19 protein-coding genes, 1 tRNA gene and 1 pseudogene are annotated in these 19894 nt (G+C 49.6%); 7 read left to right on the top strand and 14 right to left on the bottom strand.

The genetic code is table 11. The annotated features are described in order from the left end of the window. Positions 1–3: 3 nt before the first annotated feature. The gene (ilvA, locus tag KB557_RS00235; protein WP_255130777.1) at positions 4–1527 is read right to left on the bottom strand and encodes a threonine ammonia-lyase, biosynthetic; all 1524 of its coding nucleotides are present in this window, start codon (positions 1525–1527) and stop codon (positions 4–6) included. Positions 1528–1603: 76 nt separating this feature from the next. On the opposite strand from ilvA, the gene dxs reads away from it, so the two are divergent. Together dxs and KB557_RS00225 are read left to right on the top strand one after the other, a co-directional pair. Continuing rightward, on the top strand, positions 1604–3523 hold the full coding sequence (gene dxs, locus KB557_RS00230) for a 1-deoxy-D-xylulose-5-phosphate synthase (protein ID WP_255130776.1): 1920 nt from the start codon (positions 1604–1606) through the stop codon (positions 3521–3523). A gap of 30 nt (positions 3524–3553) precedes the next feature. Then, positions 3554–4768, top strand: coding sequence for an NAD(P)/FAD-dependent oxidoreductase (locus tag KB557_RS00225; RefSeq protein ID WP_255130775.1), 1215 nt, complete (start codon positions 3554–3556; stop codon positions 4766–4768). Here the strand turns inward: KB557_RS00225 and psaK are convergent. The 3 genes from psaK to KB557_RS00210 are packed head-to-tail and all read right to left on the bottom strand — an operon-like array spanning position 4754 to position 5675. Further along, positions 4754–5029 carry a photosystem I reaction center subunit PsaK gene (gene psaK, locus KB557_RS00220; protein ID WP_255130774.1) on the bottom strand — a complete coding sequence of 92 codons (276 nt, stop codon included), beginning with the start codon at positions 5027–5029 and terminating at the stop codon, positions 4754–4756. The two genes, KB557_RS00225 and psaK, sit on opposite strands and share 15 nt — an antisense overlap. Continuing rightward, on the bottom strand, positions 5026–5373 hold the full coding sequence (locus tag KB557_RS00215) for a DUF3593 domain-containing protein (RefSeq protein WP_255130773.1): 348 nt from the start codon (positions 5371–5373) through the stop codon (positions 5026–5028). Before KB557_RS00215 ends, psaK begins: the two co-directional genes overlap by 4 nt. After that, positions 5370–5675 (bottom strand): DUF2499 domain-containing protein, encoded by a 306-nt coding sequence (locus tag KB557_RS00210; RefSeq protein ID WP_255130812.1) that lies wholly within the window; start codon positions 5673–5675, stop codon positions 5370–5372. Before KB557_RS00210 ends, KB557_RS00215 begins: the two co-directional genes overlap by 4 nt. 67 nt (positions 5676–5742) lie before the next feature. Here KB557_RS00210 and csaB point away from each other — a divergent pair, with 67 nt between their 5' ends. Continuing rightward, a complete protein-coding gene (gene csaB, locus KB557_RS00205) occupies positions 5743–6840 on the top strand; it encodes a polysaccharide pyruvyl transferase CsaB (protein ID WP_255130772.1) in 1098 nt (365 codons plus the stop codon). Here the strand turns inward: csaB and rpmB are convergent. The 6 genes from rpmB to KB557_RS00175 all read right to left on the bottom strand — a co-directional run bounded on the left by rpmB (position 6793) and on the right by KB557_RS00175 (position 11807). Beyond that, entirely contained in the window at positions 6793–7029 is a 237-nt protein-coding gene (rpmB, locus tag KB557_RS00200; protein ID WP_255130771.1) for a 50S ribosomal protein L28, read from the bottom strand. The genes csaB and rpmB overlap by 48 nt on opposite strands. A 57-nt stretch (positions 7030–7086) precedes the next feature. Next, complete coding sequence (htpG, locus tag KB557_RS00195) at positions 7087–9024, bottom strand: molecular chaperone HtpG (RefSeq protein WP_255130770.1); 1938 nt, start codon at positions 9022–9024, stop codon at positions 7087–7089. Positions 9025–9110: 86 nt separating this feature from the next. Beyond that, positions 9111–9335, bottom strand: coding sequence for a ferredoxin family protein (locus KB557_RS00190; protein ID WP_255130769.1), 225 nt, complete (start codon positions 9333–9335; stop codon positions 9111–9113). 31 nt (positions 9336–9366) lie between these two features. Further along, positions 9367–10548: an ATP phosphoribosyltransferase regulatory subunit gene (locus KB557_RS00185; RefSeq protein WP_255130768.1), complete on the bottom strand. Its 1182-nt coding sequence runs from the start codon at positions 10546–10548 to the stop codon at positions 9367–9369. A gap of 44 nt (positions 10549–10592) precedes the next feature. After that, on the bottom strand, positions 10593–11435 hold the full coding sequence (locus tag KB557_RS00180; protein ID WP_255130767.1) for an inositol monophosphatase family protein: 843 nt from the start codon (positions 11433–11435) through the stop codon (positions 10593–10595). A gap of 3 nt (positions 11436–11438) precedes the next feature. After that, positions 11439–11807, bottom strand: coding sequence for a 2Fe-2S iron-sulfur cluster-binding protein (locus tag KB557_RS00175; RefSeq protein WP_255130811.1), 369 nt, complete (start codon positions 11805–11807; stop codon positions 11439–11441). Between the two features lie 54 nt (positions 11808–11861). Here KB557_RS00175 and KB557_RS00170 point away from each other — a divergent pair. Beyond that, positions 11862–11948, top strand: a tRNA-Ser gene (locus KB557_RS00170). A gap of 84 nt (positions 11949–12032) precedes the next feature. After that, on the top strand, positions 12033–13073 hold the full coding sequence (locus tag KB557_RS00165; RefSeq protein ID WP_255130766.1) for a PstS family phosphate ABC transporter substrate-binding protein: 1041 nt from the start codon (positions 12033–12035) through the stop codon (positions 13071–13073). A gap of 73 nt (positions 13074–13146) precedes the next feature. Here KB557_RS00165 and pstB read toward each other — a convergent pair whose 3' ends face one another. From pstB to pstS, 4 genes and pseudogenes are all read right to left on the bottom strand, one after another. Continuing rightward, on the bottom strand, positions 13147–13962 hold the full coding sequence (pstB, locus tag KB557_RS00160; protein ID WP_255130765.1) for a phosphate ABC transporter ATP-binding protein PstB: 816 nt from the start codon (positions 13960–13962) through the stop codon (positions 13147–13149). 45 nt (positions 13963–14007) lie between these two features. After that, a complete protein-coding gene (gene pstA / locus KB557_RS00155) occupies positions 14008–14901 on the bottom strand; it encodes a phosphate ABC transporter permease PstA (protein WP_255130764.1) in 894 nt (297 codons plus the stop codon). A 26-nt stretch (positions 14902–14927) separates the two neighbouring features. Further along, positions 14928–15884 carry a phosphate ABC transporter permease subunit PstC gene (gene pstC, locus KB557_RS00150; protein WP_255130763.1) on the bottom strand — a complete coding sequence of 319 codons (957 nt, stop codon included), beginning with the start codon at positions 15882–15884 and terminating at the stop codon, positions 14928–14930. Between the two features lie 88 nt (positions 15885–15972). Further along, positions 15973–16961, bottom strand: a pseudogene (pstS, locus tag KB557_RS00145) (phosphate ABC transporter substrate-binding protein PstS). A gap of 116 nt (positions 16962–17077) precedes the next feature. On the opposite strand from pstS, the gene dnaK reads away from it, so the two are divergent. Next, positions 17078–19033 (top strand): molecular chaperone DnaK, encoded by a 1956-nt coding sequence (dnaK, locus tag KB557_RS00140; protein WP_255130762.1) that lies wholly within the window; start codon positions 17078–17080, stop codon positions 19031–19033. Between the two features lie 8 nt (positions 19034–19041). Then, complete coding sequence (locus KB557_RS00135) at positions 19042–19890, top strand: DnaJ domain-containing protein (RefSeq protein WP_255130761.1); 849 nt, start codon at positions 19042–19044, stop codon at positions 19888–19890. The last annotated feature ends 4 nt before the right edge of the window (positions 19891–19894 follow it).

Below are 19894 nucleotides of genomic sequence, written 5' to 3'. Positions count from 1 at the left end.
CGTTCACACCAAGAACAATTGATAAGCAGGGTTATCTGTTTCGTTTGTACAAGGCACTTTTAATTGATCCAGGAACTGTTGCCAATGGCTTAATTCATGGGGTGGCACCTGCACCCCAACAACGATGCGGCCCACATCAGAACCTTGGTTGCGGTAGTGAAAGATTGATATGTTCCAATTCGGATTTAACTCTTCAACAAAAGCCATCAAAGCGCCTGGCTTTTCAGGGAATTCAAAGCGATAAAGCAGTTCTTGTGCAGCGCCATCGCTTTTATGGGGTTGCGGTAAACGCCCCCCAACCATGTGGCGTAAATGCAGCTTGGCCAGTTCATTACCTGAAAGATCAACACAGGCAAATCCCCCATTGATCAGCTTTTTTGCTAATGCATCAGCATCGGCGCGATTAAGAATTTGCACTCCGATAAAAATCTGCGCTTTTGCGCCTGCCGCCATTCGATAACTAAATTCCGTGAGGTTGTGTTGGCCTAACAAACGACAAAACTGCCGCAGATGCCCAGGACCTTCTGGAATCTCTACTGCAAACATTGCCTCCCTCTCTTCACCTAGTTCGGCTCTTTCCGCCACGAAGCGCAATCTTTCAAAATTCATATTTGCCCCGCAAGCCACTGCCACCAATTGTTGGCCCTTAGGGCGCCTCGAGGCATCGGCTTTTAAGCCTGCGATGGCCAGGGCACCAGCGGGTTCAAGAATTGAACGGGTGTCTTCAAAAACATCTTTGATAGCGGCACAAATAGCGTCGCTATCAACAGTTACCATCCGATCCACCACCTGCTGGGCAAGGCGAAAAGTTTCAACGCCCACCTGGCGAACTGCTACGCCATCTGCAAATAGGCCCACCTGTTCAAGGCAGATACGTTTACCAGCGGCAAGAGAACGGGTCATGGCATCGGCATCAACAGGCTCTACCCCAATTATTTCCACCTGGGGCCAGAGGGATTTCACGTAGGCACCCACCCCTGCAATCAAGCCACCACCACCCACCGCCAGATATATCGCTGCTGGTGGCTCAGGGCATTGCCGCAGGATTTCAAGACCGATCGTGCCTTGGCCTGCAATTACATCTGGGTCGTCAAAGGGGTGAATAAAGCAGAGCCCCCGCTCTAATTCCAATTTCCGTGCTTCTTCATGGGCTTCGTCGTAGGTGTCGCCATGGAGCACCACCTCAGCGCCCCGCCTTTGCACCGCCTCCACCTTGGTGCGCGGGGTGGTGAGGGGCATCACGATTACTGCATGGCAACCAAGCTTTTGCGCTGCTAAGGCCACTCCTTGGGCATGGTTGCCGGCACTGGCGGCAATTACCCCCTGCTGCCGTTGTTCAACTGTGAGCTGCACCATTTTGTTGAAGGCACCCCGCAATTTGAAAGAAAAGACCGGTTGGAGATCTTCCCTTTTCAGCCACACCTGCTGACCCAGGCGTGCCGACAGGTTTGGGGCCAGCTCCAAAGGGGTTATTTGGGCTACGTCGTAGACCCGAGCCCTCAAAATTCTTTGTAGGTAGCCCTCCATAACGCCTCATTTCGTCCCTATATCTTCGACCTTGGTGTGGGGGGCCTAGATTCAATAGCCACAGAGCCCCGGCGGAATGCACCTCAGCGAGCTGAGTCATCCGAATCAATTGCACGGCAGCAGCATCCAGGAATTGGAAGCAGTTGCTCGGCAGATCCGCGAAAAGCACTTAGAGACCGTTTCCACCTCTGGAGGCCACCTTGGCCCGGGGCTCGGGGTGGTGGAACTCACCTTGGCCCTGTATCAAACTCTCGATCTAGATCACGATCGGGTGGTGTGGGATGTGGGCCATCAGGCTTATCCCCACAAGTTGATTACCGGTCGCTATAGCCAGTTCCATACCCTCAGGCAGCAGGGGGGAGTTGCGGGCTACTTAAAGCGTTCCGAAAGCCGATTTGATCATTTTGGCGCTGGCCATGCCTCCACGAGCATTTCCGCTGCCCTTGGCATGGCGATAGCAAGGGATCGCCAAGGGTTGAGCCATAAATGTGTTGCAGTTATCGGTGATGGCGCCCTTACAGGCGGCATGGCTTTGGAGGCGATCAACCACGCAGGTCATTTGCCCCAAACGAAATTCTTGGTGGTGCTAAACGACAACGACATGTCGATTTCACCGCCGGTAGGAGCGTTGTCTACTTACTTAAACCGGATGCGTTTAAGTCCGCCGGTGCAATTCCTTAGCGGCAGCGCAGAAGAGGCAGTGAAAAGCTTGCCATTTATGCATGGTCAGCTGCCATCGGAATTAAGTCGTTTAAAAGAGGGCATGAAGCGCTTAGCAGTGCCCAAAGTTGGTGCTGTATTTGAAGAACTGGGCTTCACCTACATGGGGCCGGTTGATGGCCACGATATGGGGGCGATGATCCGCACTTTCCAAGCGGCTCACCGCTGTGAAGGCCCTGTTTTGGTGCACGTTGCAACCACCAAGGGTAAGGGGTATCCATATGCAGAAGCAGACCAAGTTGGTTATCACGCTCAATCCGCCTTTGATCTTTCAACCGGTAAATCTTTTCCAGCGAAAAGGCCTAAACCTCCCAGTTACAGCAAGGTGTTTGGCCAAACTTTATTAAAACTTTGCGAACAAAATTCTAAAATTGTAGGAATTACTGCTGCCATGGCCACTGGCACTGGTTTAGATCTTTTACAGAAATCATTGCCGGAGCAATACGTAGATGTTGGTATTGCTGAACAGCACGCAGTTACCCTCGCAGCAGGCATGGCTGCCGATGGCTTAAGGCCTGTTGCAGCTATCTACAGCACCTTCTTGCAAAGGGCCTACGACCAACTAATTCACGATGTGGGTATCCAAAACCTTCCCGTATGTTTTGTGATGGATCGTGCCGGAATTGTGGGGGCCGACGGACCTACCCATCAGGGGCAATACGACATTTCCTATCTACGTTGTATCCCTAATTTCACTGTGATGGCCCCCAAGGATGAGGCTGAACTGCAGAGAATGTTGGTTACCTGCATCGCTCATTCAGGGCCAACAGCTTTACGCATCCCCCGGGGAGAAGGGGAGGGGGTTCCCCTTCTAGAAGAGGGTTGGGAACCCATTGAGATTGGCCGAGCTGAACAATTAGCGGAGGGAGACGATTTGATGATCGTTGCCTATGGCGCCATGGTTGCTCCCGCTATGGCTACAGCGGGGTTATTACAGGAGCAGGGGGTGCGGGCTGCTGTGGTGAATGCCCGTTTCTTGCGCCCTCTCGATGAAACCATGTTGCTGCCGATGGCTCGCCGGATCGGCCTCGTGGTAACGATGGAGGAAGGTTGCCTAGCGGGCGGTTTTGGGGCGGCTGTGCTGGAAGCATTTCAAGACAACGATCTTCTTGTGCCCTTACTACGCATCGGAATTCCAGATCGGTTGGTGGATCACGCCAGCCCCGAGCAATCCAAACAGGCTCTTGGCTTAACACCTCCCCAGATGGCCCAACGGATCCTGGACAAATTTGGTTCTGCCTTAAAGCAGCAACACCGCGAAGCTCAACCGGCATGAGTTGAAAATCTCTAGCGCAGCAGCAGTTGGATGACCGATTTTGAAGTGGTTGTAGTTGGTGCTGGGCCAGCTGGGGCGGAGCTTGCCCGTTGTTTAGCTCAAGCAGGGGTAAGCGTTTGCCTAATAGATCGCCTGCCCCATATGGCAAAAGCTGCCTTCAGCAGCGCTGCATTACCCCTTGCCAGCATTGATCGTTTTGGTTTGCCAGCGGAACTGTTGGCCGCCAGATGGTGTGGCTGGCAGCTACTAAGCCCAAATGGTGAATGGCACCACTGGCAACAAAGCCAGGCACTTGGTGCAGTTTTAGATTTTGCTGCTCTACGCCAATGGCTCACCGCCCAGGTGCAGATCCTGGGAGGTGAATTAATGCTTGGCTGCACCGTTACCGCTTGTGAACTTGAGCGCAGCGGCATGAAGCTCATAACGCATATGAGAAATCACAAAGCTGAAAGCAGCTCAATACGTTCCGATTGGGTGGTGGATGCCAGCGGCCAAAGCCGTTGCTTAATTGCTGAAGCTGGCACAAATGCCAGGGATCCACTTTTGCTGGGAGTGGGGCTCGAATGGCTACTGGAGGTGGATCAAAACAGTTGGCAGCGCTGGAGCCAGCGCCTGAGCTTCTTAATCGGCAGCAATTGGGTGCCCAATGGTTATGGCTGGGTATTTCCGATGCAGCCCGGTTGCCTCAAGGTGGGAGTGTGTCGTTTGCTTAATCCGAATAAGCAAGCTGGCCCCTCTCTTGGGGTTTTACAAAAAAAAGTGTTGGGTTTATTGGATTTAGACGGAGCAAGTGTGCTAGATCGCCATGGGGGTTTAATTCGCAGCCGAGTGGGTCGTAGCGATTGCCATGGCCGCGGCCGCTTACTAGCGATTGGAGATGCAGTGAGCACCGCCAACTTGCTGGGGGGTGAGGGCATCCGCCACGCAATGGAGAGCGCCAGAGTTCTCGCCCCATTACTACTGGCAAACCTAGCTAAGCCAAATAACTTGATTAAGAGCTACAAAAACAAGCTCAAATGCCAACTCGGTGCGCGCTGGAACCTAAGTGGCCACCTTGCCCAGCGCACTTGGCAAAAACTTCACACAAATCAGGCCGATCAACGCATGGAAAAATTGCTGCAGGGCTTAAAGCACTGCAGCGCCGCTGATCTTTCGGAACTGCTTTTTAACTATCGATTTGAACGGTATGGCCTGCGGGCCTTGCCGTATTTGTTTGGTATGGGCGGGCGCTCAAAGAGCTCCTGAGGCCGCTAAGCCTTGGATGGCACCAATACCAATGATGTGGCCAAGGCTGGTGGTGCCGAGCAGTGCGCCGTAGCCAAAACCACCAAAGAAACTGCTGTTGGGCAAACCAGGGCCCTCACTTGGATATTTGATGGTGGCCTTGCCTATAGCGATTGCAACCACATTGCAGAGAATCATCACGAGCCCCACTTTTGGTGTCCAAGAAACCACTGCAGGGGTTAGGGCTAGTACTGGGCTGATCAGATGGGGAATAAAGGTCATTGCTCCGAGGGCAATCGTGCTGCGATCTGATCATCTAACCCATTGGTGGATTTTGCCGGCCCCCGTAAGACTTGTTTACTACCAAAGCCCAAAAGCAATACCAAATTGCTAATGCTCAGAAATGCCTCAGCACCGCCATGAAGCCAATCCACATTTGCTAACTCTTCTCCGTAGCGGCTTAAGGCGATAGCAGCGGCAACAATTGTGATCGCAACAAATAAAAGGGTTAAGCCAAAGCCCCAAAGGGCAAGCACTGGAAACCTGCCACTTCGTTTTGCCCACCAAAGGAAAAGAAGGTATGGAAAGAGTGAAAGGGCAAATAAAGGGGCGGCAGGATCGTTCATCGCAGCCGCGCCAGAGGTGATCGAGCCAGCCACCAGGCAGCTGCAGCGAGGCAACAATTACCCAGCAGGGTTAAACCGGCTTGAAGCGTTACGAGCCAATGCAATTCCATGCTGTTGTCGAAAAGGTGCCAGGTGCAGGCGCAAAGGGCACTAACTAAAGCTGGCAACATTGCTAAGGCGAGCCAGCGCCATTCAGGTTCTTGGCGTTGCTCACCCCAAACCACCACAGCGGCAATAGCAAGCAGCCATTCCAATACAGAGCTGAGATGTATCACCCAGGTATGAAAGGAAAGAATGTGCATTGTTTGTTTTATTAAAGCCAATCTAGGAATGCCATGGCTCACACTGGCAGGCGCTTAAGCGATCGCCATGGTTTCTACCTCAAAAAAGCTGCTGATCTGCGGTTACTACGGCGAACACAACCTTGGCGACGACGCTTTATTGCAAGCCTTGCTAGCAGAGCTTCCAGCTGGATGCAGCGTTGTGGTTACCGCTGCCGATGAGGCTCAGGTTCGCAAACGCTTTGGTGTACAAACTTGTAACCGGCGCAGTTTTGTTAACACTTTTAAAGGTTTAATTCGCTGCAATTTTTTGATTTTTGGTGGCGGCAGTTTGCTGCAAGACAGCACAAGTTTTAAAAGCTTGTTGTTTTATAGCGCCTTGATTATTGCCGCAAGGTTGCAAGGCAAATCCATACTGCTTTGGGGGCAAGGTCTTGGCCCCCTCCGGCGCTGGTACAGCCGCTTGTTGGTGCGATTGCTTCTAGCCAATGTGCAATCTGCAAGTTGGCGTGATCCAGATTCCGCTGCTCTGGCGAAAGAGTTGGGAAGAAATCCCACCCCTTCCGATCCGGTGGGGGCTGATCCGGTGTGGGGGCTAGCAAGGGGGCATTGGCGCGGCAAGGGCGGTGCAATCGTGCTTGCCTGGCGACCAACCCCTTTGTTGCAGGCTCCTCAATGGCGAACATTGCTATGGGCTGTTTCGTTGCTAGCGCAACAAAGTGAAAGGCAAGTGTTGTGGTTGCCGTTTCATGCAAATCAAGATCGCGGCATGCTGCTTGATTTGTATCAAAAAGGGTTTATGCCTGAAGCGCTTTGGCAGTGCTCAAGAGAATTGAATTTGGAGCGGCCTGAAGAAGCAATGGCAGAAGCGTCTTTATCGGGATTGGTAATTGCGATGCGTCTGCACGCCTTAATTCTTGCAGCATTAACTGGTGCCCCCTGTGCCGCTTTGAGCTACGACCCCAAGGTTTCAGCTGCAGCAGCAGGACTCTCTTGCCAATGCCTCGATTTAGTCCTGCTTCAAAATGATCCAGAACAAATTAAAGATATTTGGATTAACCAGTTAGATAAACCTTTATCAAGCAACCAGATTGAAAGCCAAATTAATAGCTCTAAAAAACATCACCGAGGCCTCGCTTTAGAGCTTGGCCAAATTAACTCCAAGCTCTTTAGCAAAGGCACCTAAACCTTTCTTCTGAACAGTGCGTAGTGCCCTGGTGGAAAGGCGGATTTTGATCCAGCGATTGCCTTCAGCCCACCACAACCTGCGGTATTGCAGGTTTACCTGCTGCAGCTTTTTGGTGCGCACGTGGGAGTGACTAACGGACATGCCGTTGTTGGCCCGTTGACCTGTTAGCTGGCACACCCGAGACATTTAATCGATTCCCAATCTGGATTAGCTATTTACTTTAGCAAAATAGCTGCCCATACCTCAGAGCCCCCTTTCCATCAGTTGTCCCATCAGATCGCAGCTGCGTTGCTGAAAGCCAGCCAATTGATTTGGTTCAAGGCCACCAACCGCGAGCCTCGCCATTTCATAGAGATGGCGGCTTAGCTGTTGTGCAAGCTCAAGGCTTGGGGAGTTGGCCCCAGGGCTGGTGGTGATCACTGCTCCGGCTGAGAGTTTTAAAAGGCCATCCACCAGTCTGTGGCGTCTATTAACAAGCAGCACATGGTGATCGGGTAAGCCGGGTAAGCGTTGCTCCATCAAGGCGCCCATGTCATTTAGACGGCGCATCTGCTCTGGCAGCAAAATCAAAGCTGCAGGGGCATTGTCACCCTTGAGGCTCTGCACCTGAATGGTTATTTTTTCGTTTTCTAAAGATTGCTTAAAAAGGTCGCGCAACTTTTCACTTGCTTCTTTGCCATCGGCATCAGCAAGGCTTGGTTCTTGCTCCTGGAGGCTGGCATCAAGCTCTGAATCAACCCGTTGGAATTTCAATTCGCTATGGCGCATCTCCAGCCAGGGGATGAATTGAGCATCGATTAGAGAATCGGCAAGCAGCACTTCTGTTCCTTGCCCTTGCCATAGAGCTAGAGCCCCAGCTTGAGCCGCTTCATCGTTGCAATAAAGGATTCGATCTTTGCAAGCTGCTTCAGTGCGGGAGCGATAACCAGAAAGTGTGGTGAATGATTTTTGGCCAAAGGCGATCGGATCTGGATCTGCTGGCTCGCCCGATTCTGACTCAACAATATTGCTTGAACTTGATTTTAAAGTAGTTCCAAATAAGATAATTTCAGCAATTTGTTCGGCAAATTTATCATCTTCCATGGCACCAATTTTAATAAAAGGTGCAATAGATTCCCAGATTTCGGCATATCTATTTGGGTTACTGCGTTTTAAATCTTTTAAACGATCTCCCACTTTTTTAGCTACAAAGCCACCAATGGATCTAACTTTTCGATCGGTTTGTAACGCAGACCTACTCACATTGAGGGGGATATCTGGGGAATCAAGCACGCCCCTTAGGGGGAGAAGATAACGAGGCACCACCTCTTTAATTGAATCGCTTACAAAAACTTGATTGCAGTAGAGGCGAATTTCACCTTTATCCCAATCGCCTCTACCAGCCATTTGCGGGAAATATAAAATACCCTGCAAGTTATAGGGATAATCTGTATTCAAATGAACCCAAAGCAAAGGGTCGCCTTGAAAGGGGTATAGATAGCGGTATAGATTTAAATAATCCTCATCACTTAAATCTCTTGGGCTCTGTCTCCATGGTGCTTCTCGCTTATTGACTGTCTCGCCGTCTAACTGAACAGCAACTGGCATAAAGTCGCAGTATGTAGTTATTAGATTGCGAATTCTTGCCGGTTCAATATATTCGAGTTCTTCATCTTGAAGATGTAAAATTATGTCGGTACCAGCTTCGCTGCGATCTCCTGCTTGAAGGCTGAAATTTGGCGATCCATCGCAACTCCAGCGCACAGCTTCGGAGCCTTCCTTTGCACTTAGGCTGAGCAGCTCAACCTGCTTTGCCACCATAAAACTTGAATAAAAACCAAGACCAAAGTGGCCAATTATTGCATCACTTTCCCTTTTATATTTTTCAAGGAATTCTTCAGCACTTGAAAATGCAACTTGATTTATGTAGCGTTTTACTTCATCGGCATTCATGCCGATGCCATTATCGCTAATGGTGAGGGTTTTAGCTTCGCGGTTAATTCGGATTTGTATGCAACCTTCAGGGCCTTCGCTGCAATCCCCCGCCATTGCGGCCATTCGTCTTTTACTAATTGCATCCGTGCCGTTGCTAACTAATTCCCTCAGAAAAACTTCGTGGCCACTGTAAACAGCTTTTTTGATAATTGGAAATATATTTTCTGTATGTATCTGTATCTGGCCGTTTTCTTCAAGCACCGTCATGGGTGGAACTTATAAAAGCTCTTGAACCATAGGCAGTTGTTGCTCCCTAGCTCAAGGGGCTTTGAGGGTGGGTTCTCCGAACCGATTTAATTGCGTTGTTGCAACTCGGGCCTTTCTTCCTGCAAAATCGCTCCCTCCACCGGACACACCTGTAAGCAAATGCCGCAGTCGATGCAGGTTTGAAAATCGATCCAATAGAACCCAGTTCCTTTTTTATTTGCCCCTTGGCCGGGATGGATACAAGCCACAGGACAAGCGTCAACGCAATCTGCAATGCCCTCGCACACGTTGCTAATAATCGTGTGGGCCATAGAAAGGAACTCAATCCCTAGATTTTACGGATTAGGAGAGCCAATCGAGCAACTTGAGCCCCCGCGAACTTGCAAGCTTTTCTGCGTCTTCTTTGCTTTCACAGGGTTGGGGCCACAGTTCCGCCTGTTCGCCGCGACTGTGGCACTGTTGCAATAGATCGAGAGCAGGATTTAAGAGGGCTGAATTTTGAAAAGCTACCAACCAGCAATGCTTATTTGAATCTGGGGAATGACCGCTGGCGGATCCCAGTAATTGCCTCAAATCTCCAACTGCAAAACTAAAACCCACCCCTGTAGCGCCACTAGTTGATGGACTAAAACGATTAACTAAGTTGTTGTATCGGCCTCCGTTTGCTACTGCCACAGGCGCATGGGGGCCCTGGCACACAAGTTGCATTACCAAGCCGTCGTAAAGAGCAAATTGGGGTTGAAAGCTTGGATCAAGTTGCAAACGAATCCCATTAGCCACAGCTATCGGCGCTAAGGCCGCTAACAATTGCTCTAGTTGTTTTAAAAGAGGATCTTCCCCTAGTAACTCGCTGAGCTGTTTCAGCACCTGCGCTGGTGCCCCTCTCAATTTAATAACCCGCTCAAGCAGCAATAACTGATCTGGTGGCAGGGGTAATTGCTTTAAATCATGATGGTTCCCTTGGCAAAGGGCCCGGCGACAACTTTGTTGCATCGATTTCTCCACCTTCGCTAGCACTAACTCAAGTAAGCCTTGATGGCCGATTAGTAGGCAGGGGGCGTGGTGCGGGGCCAGGGGCAGATGGCCAGCAGCATCTATTAGCAGCCTGAGTAGTTCTGCATCACCGGCCGGGCTAGCACTACCCATAAGCTCCACACCGCTCTGGAGTTGCTCATTAATCCTGGGATTTTCCCCCTCTGTGCGTTCGGCAAGAAAAATTGAGCCGCTGTAGTGCAAGCGCAAAGGTCTTTGGAAACTGCCAAGGCGGGTACAGGCGGCTCGGGCGATGCTGGCGGTCATCTCTGGCCGTAGGCCCAAGGGCTCATCCGCCACCACCTGCAGCACTTGCTCTGAACAAATTGCACCACCGGCCTCGAGGGTGTCTAGTCGCTCGATACTGGGGGGTGTTATTTCGCTGTAGCCCCAAAGTTGATACACCTGGGCAAGGCGTTCGCAGATCCATCGATTTGCCCCCACATCCTGGGGCAAAAGATCCCGGGCGCCACTGGCGGGTTGTAAGGCCATGGGGCTTGTTCAACTTTGGCCAAATCTATGGAGCAACAAGCCCTTCAGCTTGCAATTGGTGGAAAACTGGCGCCATAGATCTCGCCGGGCATCGGTTCACAACTTTTAAGCCCTTCCACTAGCGGTTGCAAAAGTGCTGGGCTGCAGGCCAATACCCTGCCGTTATTTAGATTTAAAGGGGTGCTGTTGTAGTCGCAAACTACGCCTCCTGCTGCCAATATCAAGGCTGCACCTGCCGCTAGATCCCAAGGTTGCAGGCCCCGTTCCCAGTAACCATCAAGGCGTCCGGCTGCCACAAACGCCAGATCTAATGAAGCGGCGCCACCACGACGCACACCATGGCAGCGGTGAGAGAAATAACAAAACTCCGTGTAATTGTTGTTTTGCACCTCAAAACGGTCGTAGGCAAAGCCTGTAACCAGAAGTGCATTGGCTAATTGATCACAACCAGAAACCTTCAACTGTTCACCATTGCAGTAAGCGCCTAGGCCGATTCCGCCCCAGTAAGACTGTTGCAAAGCAGGGGCCTCGATTGCCCCCAGATGAGGTTGGCCGTTTTTGAGCAACCCCACGGAACAGGCAAATAAAGGAAATCCGTGGGCGTAGTTAGTGGTGCCATCAAGGGGATCAACACACCACTGCAAGGCACCAGCCGGACCTTGCCTACCAGCTTCCTCCGCCAATACACCAATTTCGGGTGTGTGCTGCTGGAGCACCTCCAGAACTGCTGCCTCAGCGGCGAGATCAGCTTCGGTTACTAAATCTCCAGGCCTTCCTTTACAGCGCACCTGCTCAAGTTTGCCCCAATGTTTTTTTAGGGCCAAGGCACCAGCACTAGCTGCGGCTTGTGCAATTTCAAGCAGCTGTTGATCGGTTTGTATTGCCACGTTTCAGTGCTCCTCAAGGGGAATTGCTTTACGCACCCTGCCACGGGCAAATACCTGGCCGAATTGCAACATATAAACCTCATCTTCGCTTTGAGTTTCAGCCACCACAGCACCGCATACTTTGGCAACACAAAGCAATGCGTAGCCCTTTTCTTTAAGGGAACGCGATAAGCCAAGGGCTTCAGGCTGCTCCACGTTCCCCTCCAATACCTTTACGGCGCAGGCGGTGCAAACACCATTGCGGCAACTAAAAGGCAATGGTGTTCCTAGGGCTTCAAAAGCTTGCAATACATAGGCACCTTCAGGAAGATCAGCGCTATGGGTTTTACCCCGTTGGCGGTCGTAAACCGTAACTCGATGAAACGCTGCCATAGGAATAATTGGGTGAACTGCTAGGTTGCCAGCTGCGCAGGATTGCACTGCCGGGGAGAGGTGGCCGAGTGGTCGATGGCGCAGCACTGGAAATGCTGTATAGGGGAAACTCTATCGAGGGTTCGAATCCCTCCCTCTCCGTTTCAAAATCTTGCTCTTTGGGTAATCCTTAAAGAACTCACAAAGAAGCGCGGTCAAGATTGAGAAAGTGAATTTGGGCTAACTATGGGTTTTGCGAGCAAACGCGCCGTTTCTGTTGTATTTGGGCTGGCTGTAGGGTTCACCGCGGTTGTTACGCCACTTGAGGCCTTAAGCGAATCAGTGAGAATCAGCGGCTCCAGCACCGTGGCGCCAATAACAGAGTTAGCAGTTAAAGAATTTCTAGTTACCAGAGCAGGGAAAAAGGCTAAATTTGAGCCAATAGTAATAAATGGAACTGGGGCAGGCTTTAGAGATTTTTGCAGTGGTAAAACTAGTATAAGTAATGCATCACGCCCTATAAATAACAAAGAGCTCAAGGCATGTTCAGAGGCAAAGATTAGTTTTTATGAGTTGCCCATTGGCTTTGATGCTCTAACAGTTGTTGTTAATTCAGCAAATACCTGGGCTAAAGACATCTCTTTAGTTGAATTAAAAAGATTATGGTCTCGCGATGCTCAAGGTAAAGTAGAGCGCTGGAATCAAGTAAATTTAGATTGGCCTGCGAAACCCATAAATCTTTTTGGACCTGGCAAGGATTCCGGAACATTTGAATATTTTAATAAGGCTATAACTGGCGATTCGGAGAATTCAAGATCTGATTATGGCAGCAGTGAGAATGATAATATAATTGCAAAAAATATTATTGCAGATCCAAACGCCATGGGTTATTTTGGCTTCTCCTACTTCAAAGCAAATCAATCTAAATTGCGCGCGCTTGCAATTGAAGGCCCTAGGGGCAATGTAATTCCATCGATGAAGAATGTTCAAAACGAATCATATCAACCACTTTCAAGGCCAATGTTTATTTATGTAAATAGTAGGCAGCTTGGCTCGGATGCTAATTTGAGAAACTTTGTTAACTTTTTCCTGAATAATGCAGACGGCTTGGTTAAGAAAGAGGGATCAATTCCTCTTTCCAGGTCACAGTATTTAATTGTTGAAAATAAATTATTACGCAATGTGCTTGGCAGTTCCTTTGCCGGAGATATTCCCGTTGGAACAAGGCTTGGTGAATTGCTGAATAGAAGTATAGATGGAATTAAAAGACCTGATTTTCGGAATTAATCGATAAGTTGGATTAGTTGGCACAAAAAAAGCCTCCCATTTGGGAGGCTTTTGAGATAATTTAGCTTAACTATTAGCCAAAGCGGCCGCTCACATATTCTTGAGTGGATTGTTGCTTTGGATTATTGAATATATTTGCAGTTTCATCAAATTCAACCAGATAACCCACCTTGCCACTGCCTCCTTCAACTGCCACAGCATTATAGAAAGCTGTCATATCTGATACGCGTACGGCTTGTTGCATATTATGTGTAACAATCACAATTGTAAATTCTTTTTTTAACTCGTGCATTGTTTCTTCCACTTTTAAGGTGGAGATTGGATCAAGGGCTGAACAGGGCTCATCCATCAAAATAACATCTGGCTGGGTTGCAATTGTGCGAGCGATGCAAAGGCGCTGCTGCTGGCCACCAGATAGAGAATAACCACTCTCTTGAAGTTTATCTTTGCATTCATCCCATACAGCTGCTCTGCGCAGGGAGCGTTCAACTAATTCGTCCATGTCCCCTGTGTAACCGTTAATTCGGGCGCCGAAAGCTATGTTTTCATAAATACTTTTTGGAAATGGGTTTGGCCTTTGAAAAACCATTCCAATACGCCTGCGCACCTCAACTGGATCAACTTTGGGCTCATATAAATCCTGGCCTTCGTAGATAATTCTTCCCTTCAAACTGAAGCTAGGAATTAAGTCGTTCATTCGATTAAAACAGCGCAGCACTGTGCTTTTACCGCAGCCGGATGGACCGATAAAGGCGGTTACCTTACCCCTGGGCACTTCAAGAAAAACACTCTTTACTGCTTCAAATGATCCATAGCTAATCGTTACGTTGTCGCAGGTAATTGCCACCTGGTCATTTGGTACGTCGGTGATGTGAGTGGTGAATGACATTTGAGTGGAAAATAGTGAGTGTTTTAAAAGTTTGACAGCGGCTTGTTAACGCTGGGCAAAGCCAGAGATCCAACGAGCAAATATGTTCATTCCCAAAATCATTACCACCAAAACAAATGAAGCAGCCCAGGCCAGGGTGATCTGAGCCTCGTAGGGCATAATTGCAAAATTGAATATCAATACAGACATTGTTGCTAAGGGTTTAAAGATCCCCTCTGGCCAAAAAGGTGAAAACAGAGCAGTGAAGATCAATGGAGCTGTTTCACCTGCTGATCTCGCAATTGCAAGAACCACCCCTGTGGCTATTGGTGCCACTGCTGCAGGCAACACCACTTTCATAGTGGTTACGAAAGTTGAGGCACCTACACCTAAAGCACCCCAACGCAACTCTTGAGGTACAAGTTTCAATCCCTCATCTGTTGTTTTAATAATAGTTGGTAACATCAATACAGCTAAGGCGAGCCCGCCCGCTACTGCTGAATAACTATTACCAAATAATACTCTTGTGGAAACAACTAATCCGTATATAAATACACCAGCAATAATCGAAGGAACTCCCGCTAATACATTTGTGCCAAACCTTACAAATTCTGCAAATTTATTTCCCTGGGAGAATTCTGCAAGGTAGATACCACCTCCAACACCCACGGGAACAGCAAAAACACACGATATGAGCGTAACCACAAGGGTACCAATCAAAGCATTACCTATGCCACCGCCATCTAAACCTGGGGGAGGAGGTAATTCAAAAAATATTGAGGGAGATAAAACTGTAATTCCTTTAATAAGCACATAAGCAATCACAAATATCAGCGGTAGAACTGCAATTGTGGCAAAGGTAGCGGCCACAGCAGTCATGGCAGCATTTGCACGATTACGAAGTAATCCAGGCTTGCGGTGCAGGGATGTGGTGCTGAAGTTTGGGGAGGAGAATGTCATGATTTTAATTAGTTAGAAGATTTAATTCAATCATATTTAAGGCTGAGACGCTTAACGATCCATTGCGCCAACACATTCACAATAAATGTAATAATCATCAACACTAATGCGGCATACATCAAGGCAGATACTTGAATGCCATCCGCCTCACCAAATTGATTTGCTAGTAGAGCTGCAATTGTGTTGCCGGGTGCGAACCAGGAAAGGTTAAATGAAGTTGAATTGCCAATGATCATTGTTACTGCCATTGTTTCACCCATCGCTCTACCGAGAGCGAGCATTATGCCGCCGATTATTCCAGAAATGGCTGCTGGCAAAATAACTTGAAAAATAGATGTCCAGCGAGTTGCGCCAATTCCGTAGGCAGCTTGGCGCAGATCAGGGGGTACTTGATTTAAACAATCCCTGGAAATAGCAGTGATGATCGGTAAAAGCATCACTACTAAAATCAACACGGCGGGCATAAATCCTGGGCCGTTAGCCGGTGTACTGAAGATTGGAATAAAGCCAAGTTTATTGTGAATTACGTTTAAAACTGGCCTAATCGTGGGCTCTAGCACAAAAATTGCCCACAATCCCAAAACAACAGATGGAATTGCAGCAAGCAATTCAACCATATTTGAAATAATAGTTCTATATTTTTGATGAATAAAATTTTCAGTTAAAAATATTGCTGTGCCAACCCCTAAAGGAACCGCAAGTAGCAAAGCGAGCACTGAAGTTAATATCGTTCCATAAATTGCAGTGAATGCTCCGAATTTTTCTTCAACTGGATTCCAAGTGGTGCTAGTAATAAAATTAAGGCCAAACAAGTGAATTGCTTCGCGGGCTTCCCAAAAAACAACTAGAAAAATAGCTAATAAAACAATCCCTACTAGAGCAGCGAGCGCAGTAACCAGAGAACGAAAGCCGTTGTCAACTAACTTGTCACTTGCTGGCCTGTGGCGAAGCGTGTAGAGCAGGTCTCTGCGGGTTGCTTCCATAATTCAAAGTAGGGAACTTTTACAATGATGCTGATGAATCATTAAAAAGGGGCGGGAATCCGCCCCAAAATAATCAAGTTAAACTAGATCACTTACCAATCTGTTTAACTGCAGCTTTGGCTTTCGCCAAAATTCCGCCTTCAAGGGGCACATAACCCAAATCGTCTGCAAGCTTTTGAGCATTTGGGCTCAATGCATAATTAAGAGCTTTTTGAATATCGTCTGCTTTTTCGCCGTTACCTGTTTTGTAGGCAAGAATCCAAGTGAGAGTAACAATTGGATAGCTCTTAACACCTGCTGGATTTGGATCTTCCCCGGCGTTCATCGCATCAAGCTTGATGTTGTCTAAACCGGCAGCTCCAGAAAGAGCTGTTGGTTTTACAAACTTGCCAGCTTTATTTTGAATGGCGGCAGCTTTGATAACTCCGCGTACATAAGACTGATTTAAGTAACCGATTGAACCTGGTGTCTGCTGGATAACACCGGAAACGCCTTCGTTACCCTTGCCGCCAATACCAACTGGCCACTGAACACTCTTGCCTTCGCCAACCTTGCTCTTCCACTCAGGTGAAAAGTTTGAAAGGCTATTTGTGAATGCAATGTGGTACCTGAACCGTCTGAACGGTGGGCTACAGAAATAGGTCCTGGAGCGCACTTCAGTTGCTTCCAATCATTAATTGTGCCAAGGAAAATATCTACAACTTGCTTCTGGGTGAGCTTCAGATCACAACCAGGCTTGTTGTAAGCAACGGCGATGGAGCCTCCAACCATTGGAATTTGAACTACACCGCGATCAACCTTGGCAGCTTCAGCCGCCTTGATGGGCTCGTCTGTTGCACCGAAATCAACGGTTCCAGCAACAAACTGACGAACGCCCGCGCCTGAGCCGACACTTTGATAATTAACTTGACCACCACCCTTTGTGTTTGCGAAATCCGCAAACCAGCGCTGATAAATCGGAGCTGGGAAGGTTGCGCCGGCACCACTGATGGTGGTTTGAGCAATTAGAGGCAGGAGAGTTGCAGTGCTAAGGGCCGCAATGGCACTAACAGCAATGGCTTTCTTGGCGACGGGCATGGAACCAAAATTTGTTCTTTTCAATTTTTAAGTGCAATTTCTTAAGACTGGATTATGTCATTAGGGGCTGACTCAACTGCGATGGCCCGTTAGCGTGAAAACATTCGCTCAGGTCCATGGGGAGGATCGTTGGCATCGACCTCGGCACCACCAACTCGGTGCTCTCAGTATTGGAGGGAGGTCGTCCTGTTGTAGTAGCAAATGCTGAAGGGATGAGAACCACTCCTTCTGTGGTGGGTTTCAACCGTGAAAGGGAGCTGCTGGTGGGACAGGCCGCTCGCCGCCAATTGGTGCTGAATCCGCGCAACAGTTTCAGCAATTTGAAGCGCTTAATTGGTCGTTTGTGGGATGAACTAGACGATGCCAGCCAGGCTGTTGCTTACACCGTAAGAGCCAACGATCAAGGGCAAGTACGGGTGGTTTGCCCAGGTATGGAGCGGGAATTTGCCCCTGAGGAATTGGTGGCTTGTTTGCTGCGCAAATTGGTAGACGATGCCAGCAGCTATCTGGGGGAAACGGTTGAGGCAGCCGTTATTACTGTGCCTGCATATTTTGATGATGCCCAACGCCAGGCCACAAGAGATGCCGGCCGCCTGGCGGGATTAAACGTTGAGCGGATTTTGAACGAACCCACCGCAGCGGCCCTTGCCTACGGCTTTGATCGCAGCCGTTCCCAAACGGTTTTGGTATTTGATCTTGGCGGCGGCACCTTTGACGTATCTGTATTGCGGATTGCAAATGGTGTGTTTGATGTGAAATCAACGAGTGGCGACACTCAATTGGGTGGTAACGACTTTGATCAACGCATTGTTGATTGGTTAGCTGATGCTTTCTACAAAACCAACCAGATTGATTTACGGCGGGATCGCCAAGCTCTTCAACGCCTTTTAGAGGTGTCTGAAAAAGCTAAACAAGAACTTTCTGGTACTCAGCAAACCCAGATTTCGCTCCCCTTTATTGCTACTTCCGCCGATGGCCCCTTGCATTTAGAAATCAATTTAGATAGACCCACCTTTGAATCGCTTTGCACCGACCTGCTTGATCGCTTGTTGAAGCCTGTGCAAGAGGCGCTGCAAGACGCGGGGTTAGCACCTGAAGATATCAACGAAGTTGTGCTTGTAGGTGGAGGTAGCCGGATGCCGATGGTGCAACAACTAGTGCGTACTTTGATTCCAAAAGAACCGAGTCAGAATGTGAATCCAGATGAGGTGGTGGCGATTGGCGCTGCTGTGCAGGCCGGAATCCTCACTGGTGAACTCCGAGATTTGATGCTCAATGATGTAACTCCGCTTTCGGTGGGTCTTGAAACCATCGGAGGCGTAATGAAGGTGATCATCCCCCGAAATACCCCTATTCCGGTTAGGCGCTCTGATGTTTTTAGCACTTCAGAAATAAATCAATCCTCCGTTGATATTCATGTTTTGCAGGGGGAGCGCCAAATGGGAAGCGATAACAAATCACTCGGACGTTTTCGTCTTGCCGGCATACCCCCAGCCCCAAGGGGAGTGCCCCAGGTGCAGGTTGCTTTCGATGTTGATGCCAATGGAATCCTGCAGGTTTCCGCCACCGATCGCACCACCGGCAGGCGTCAAAGCGTCACGGTGCAGGGCAGCTCAAACCTCAGCCAGCAAGAAATTGATCTACTTCTTGCCGAAGCGGCCAGTAAAGCTATTGATGATCGCCGTCGCCGTTTGGAGGTGGATCGTCGTAATCGAGCTGAAACCCTGATCGCCCAAGCGGAACGCCGCTTACGGGATGCTTCCCTAGAACTTGGCCCTTACGGAGCTGAGCGGCAACAACGCAGCGTTGAGGGTGCTCTGCGCGATTTAAGGGAGGGTGTTGATCAGCTCGATGAGCGTGAGTTGGATCTATTAATGAGTTCATTGGAAGAGGCTTTATATGGCCTCAATCGGCGCCTTAGCTCGGAACGTCGTGAGGCGGAACCTGCCGGGCCATTCCAGGGCATTCGCAGCACTTTGGGTTCCCTTAAAGATGAATTATTTGCAGACGACGATTGGGATGATTGGGATCGAGGTGGCAAGCGCCCTGATGATCCCTGGGGGCGCTATTGAGGCCGGTGATGGTTGCTCCAAACCCGCAAGACCACTGGGCTGCTTTAGGTGTAGAGCCCGGCGCTAATCAGCAGGCGCTAAAGCAGGCTTTTCGCCGCTTAGCTCGCCGTTGGCACCCTGATCTAAATGCAAACGACCCAATTGCGGAGGAGCGTTTTAAACGCATAAACGAGGCCTACGCGGTATTAACTGACCCCCGCCGCCGTCAGGCCTGGGAAACGTCTGAGCCCAGCGAAGAAGAAGATCGGTTTGCCGCCGGATTTCCAGAATTTGATGAGTACTTAGCTGCTTTATTTGGTAAAAAATATGCACCGGAGCCAGCTGCTTGGCCCGCTACAACCCCGCCACCTCCCCCTGCCCCCGTTCAGGTTCAGGGGGATTTCGAAAGCATCGTGAAACTTTCGCCCAATCAGGCCCTAGAGGGCAGCACGGTGCAGGTTTCCTTGCCCGATGGCTTAACGCTTGAAGTGCAAACCCCCCCTGAGGCGGGCGATGGCTGGCGTTTAAGGCTGGAAGGGGTTGCTCCAGGTGGCGGCGATCACTTTTTGTTGTTGCAGGTTCGCACTGCCGATGATCTCCGAATTGATGGTTTGAGGGTGCTTTATCGCTTAGATCTGCCGGCACCTCAAGGTGCTTTAGGGGTGCAGGCGGTGGTTCCCACCCTTGAGGGGCCAGTGCGGCTGAGGGTGCCACCTGGCACTTCCAGTGGGCAACTGCTGCGTTTGCGGGGCCGTGGCCTAGAGCGCCACGGCCGTAGTGGCGATCAGATCGTTGAGGTGAGGTTGGTGGTGCCTGAAATTTGTAGTGATGCAGAAGTTGCCTTATATCGGCGCTTGGCGGAATTGCTGGAAGAATGACTGT

Origin of the sequence: Synechococcus sp. Cruz CV12-2-Slac-r (assembly GCF_024346075.1) — a bacterium.
Lineage (GTDB): Bacteria > Cyanobacteriota > Cyanobacteriia > PCC-6307 > Cyanobiaceae > Synechococcus_D.
The sequence above is the reverse complement of the archived record's forward strand: the minus strand, read 5'-3'. Positions and strand labels throughout refer to the sequence as shown.

What these genes read in the sequence shown, in the direction of transcription:
- ilvA (WP_255130777.1), bottom strand. Translation starts at nt 1,527, where the DNA reads ATGGAGGGCTACCTACAAAGAATTTTGAGGGCTCGGGTCTACGACGTA.
- dxs (WP_255130776.1), top strand. Translation starts at nt 1,604, where the DNA reads ATGCACCTCAGCGAGCTGAGTCATCCGAATCAATTGCACGGCAGCAGC.
- KB557_RS00225 (WP_255130775.1), top strand. Translation starts at nt 3,554, where the DNA reads ATGACCGATTTTGAAGTGGTTGTAGTTGGTGCTGGGCCAGCTGGGGCG.
- psaK (WP_255130774.1), bottom strand. Translation starts at nt 5,029, where the DNA reads ATGACCTTTATTCCCCATCTGATCAGCCCAGTACTAGCCCTAACCCCT.
- KB557_RS00215 (WP_255130773.1), bottom strand. Translation starts at nt 5,373, where the DNA reads ATGAACGATCCTGCCGCCCCTTTATTTGCCCTTTCACTCTTTCCATAC.
- KB557_RS00210 (WP_255130812.1), bottom strand. Translation starts at nt 5,675, where the DNA reads ATGCACATTCTTTCCTTTCATACCTGGGTGATACATCTCAGCTCTGTA.
- csaB (WP_255130772.1), top strand. Translation starts at nt 5,743, where the DNA reads ATGGTTTCTACCTCAAAAAAGCTGCTGATCTGCGGTTACTACGGCGAA.
- rpmB (WP_255130771.1), bottom strand. Translation starts at nt 7,029, where the DNA reads ATGTCTCGGGTGTGCCAGCTAACAGGTCAACGGGCCAACAACGGCATG.
- htpG (WP_255130770.1), bottom strand. Translation starts at nt 9,024, where the DNA reads ATGACGGTGCTTGAAGAAAACGGCCAGATACAGATACATACAGAAAAT.
- KB557_RS00190 (WP_255130769.1), bottom strand. Translation starts at nt 9,335, where the DNA reads ATGGCCCACACGATTATTAGCAACGTGTGCGAGGGCATTGCAGATTGC.
- KB557_RS00185 (WP_255130768.1), bottom strand. Translation starts at nt 10,548, where the DNA reads ATGGCCTTACAACCCGCCAGTGGCGCCCGGGATCTTTTGCCCCAGGAT.
- KB557_RS00175 (WP_255130811.1), bottom strand. Translation starts at nt 11,807, where the DNA reads ATGGCAGCGTTTCATCGAGTTACGGTTTACGACCGCCAACGGGGTAAA.
- KB557_RS00165 (WP_255130766.1), top strand. Translation starts at nt 12,033, where the DNA reads ATGGGTTTTGCGAGCAAACGCGCCGTTTCTGTTGTATTTGGGCTGGCT.
- pstB (WP_255130765.1), bottom strand. Translation starts at nt 13,962, where the DNA reads ATGTCATTCACCACTCACATCACCGACGTACCAAATGACCAGGTGGCA.
- pstA (WP_255130764.1), bottom strand. Translation starts at nt 14,901, where the DNA reads ATGACATTCTCCTCCCCAAACTTCAGCACCACATCCCTGCACCGCAAG.
- pstC (WP_255130763.1), bottom strand. Translation starts at nt 15,884, where the DNA reads ATGGAAGCAACCCGCAGAGACCTGCTCTACACGCTTCGCCACAGGCCA.
- dnaK (WP_255130762.1), top strand. Translation starts at nt 17,078, where the DNA reads ATGGGGAGGATCGTTGGCATCGACCTCGGCACCACCAACTCGGTGCTC.
- KB557_RS00135 (WP_255130761.1), top strand. Translation starts at nt 19,042, where the DNA reads ATGGTTGCTCCAAACCCGCAAGACCACTGGGCTGCTTTAGGTGTAGAG.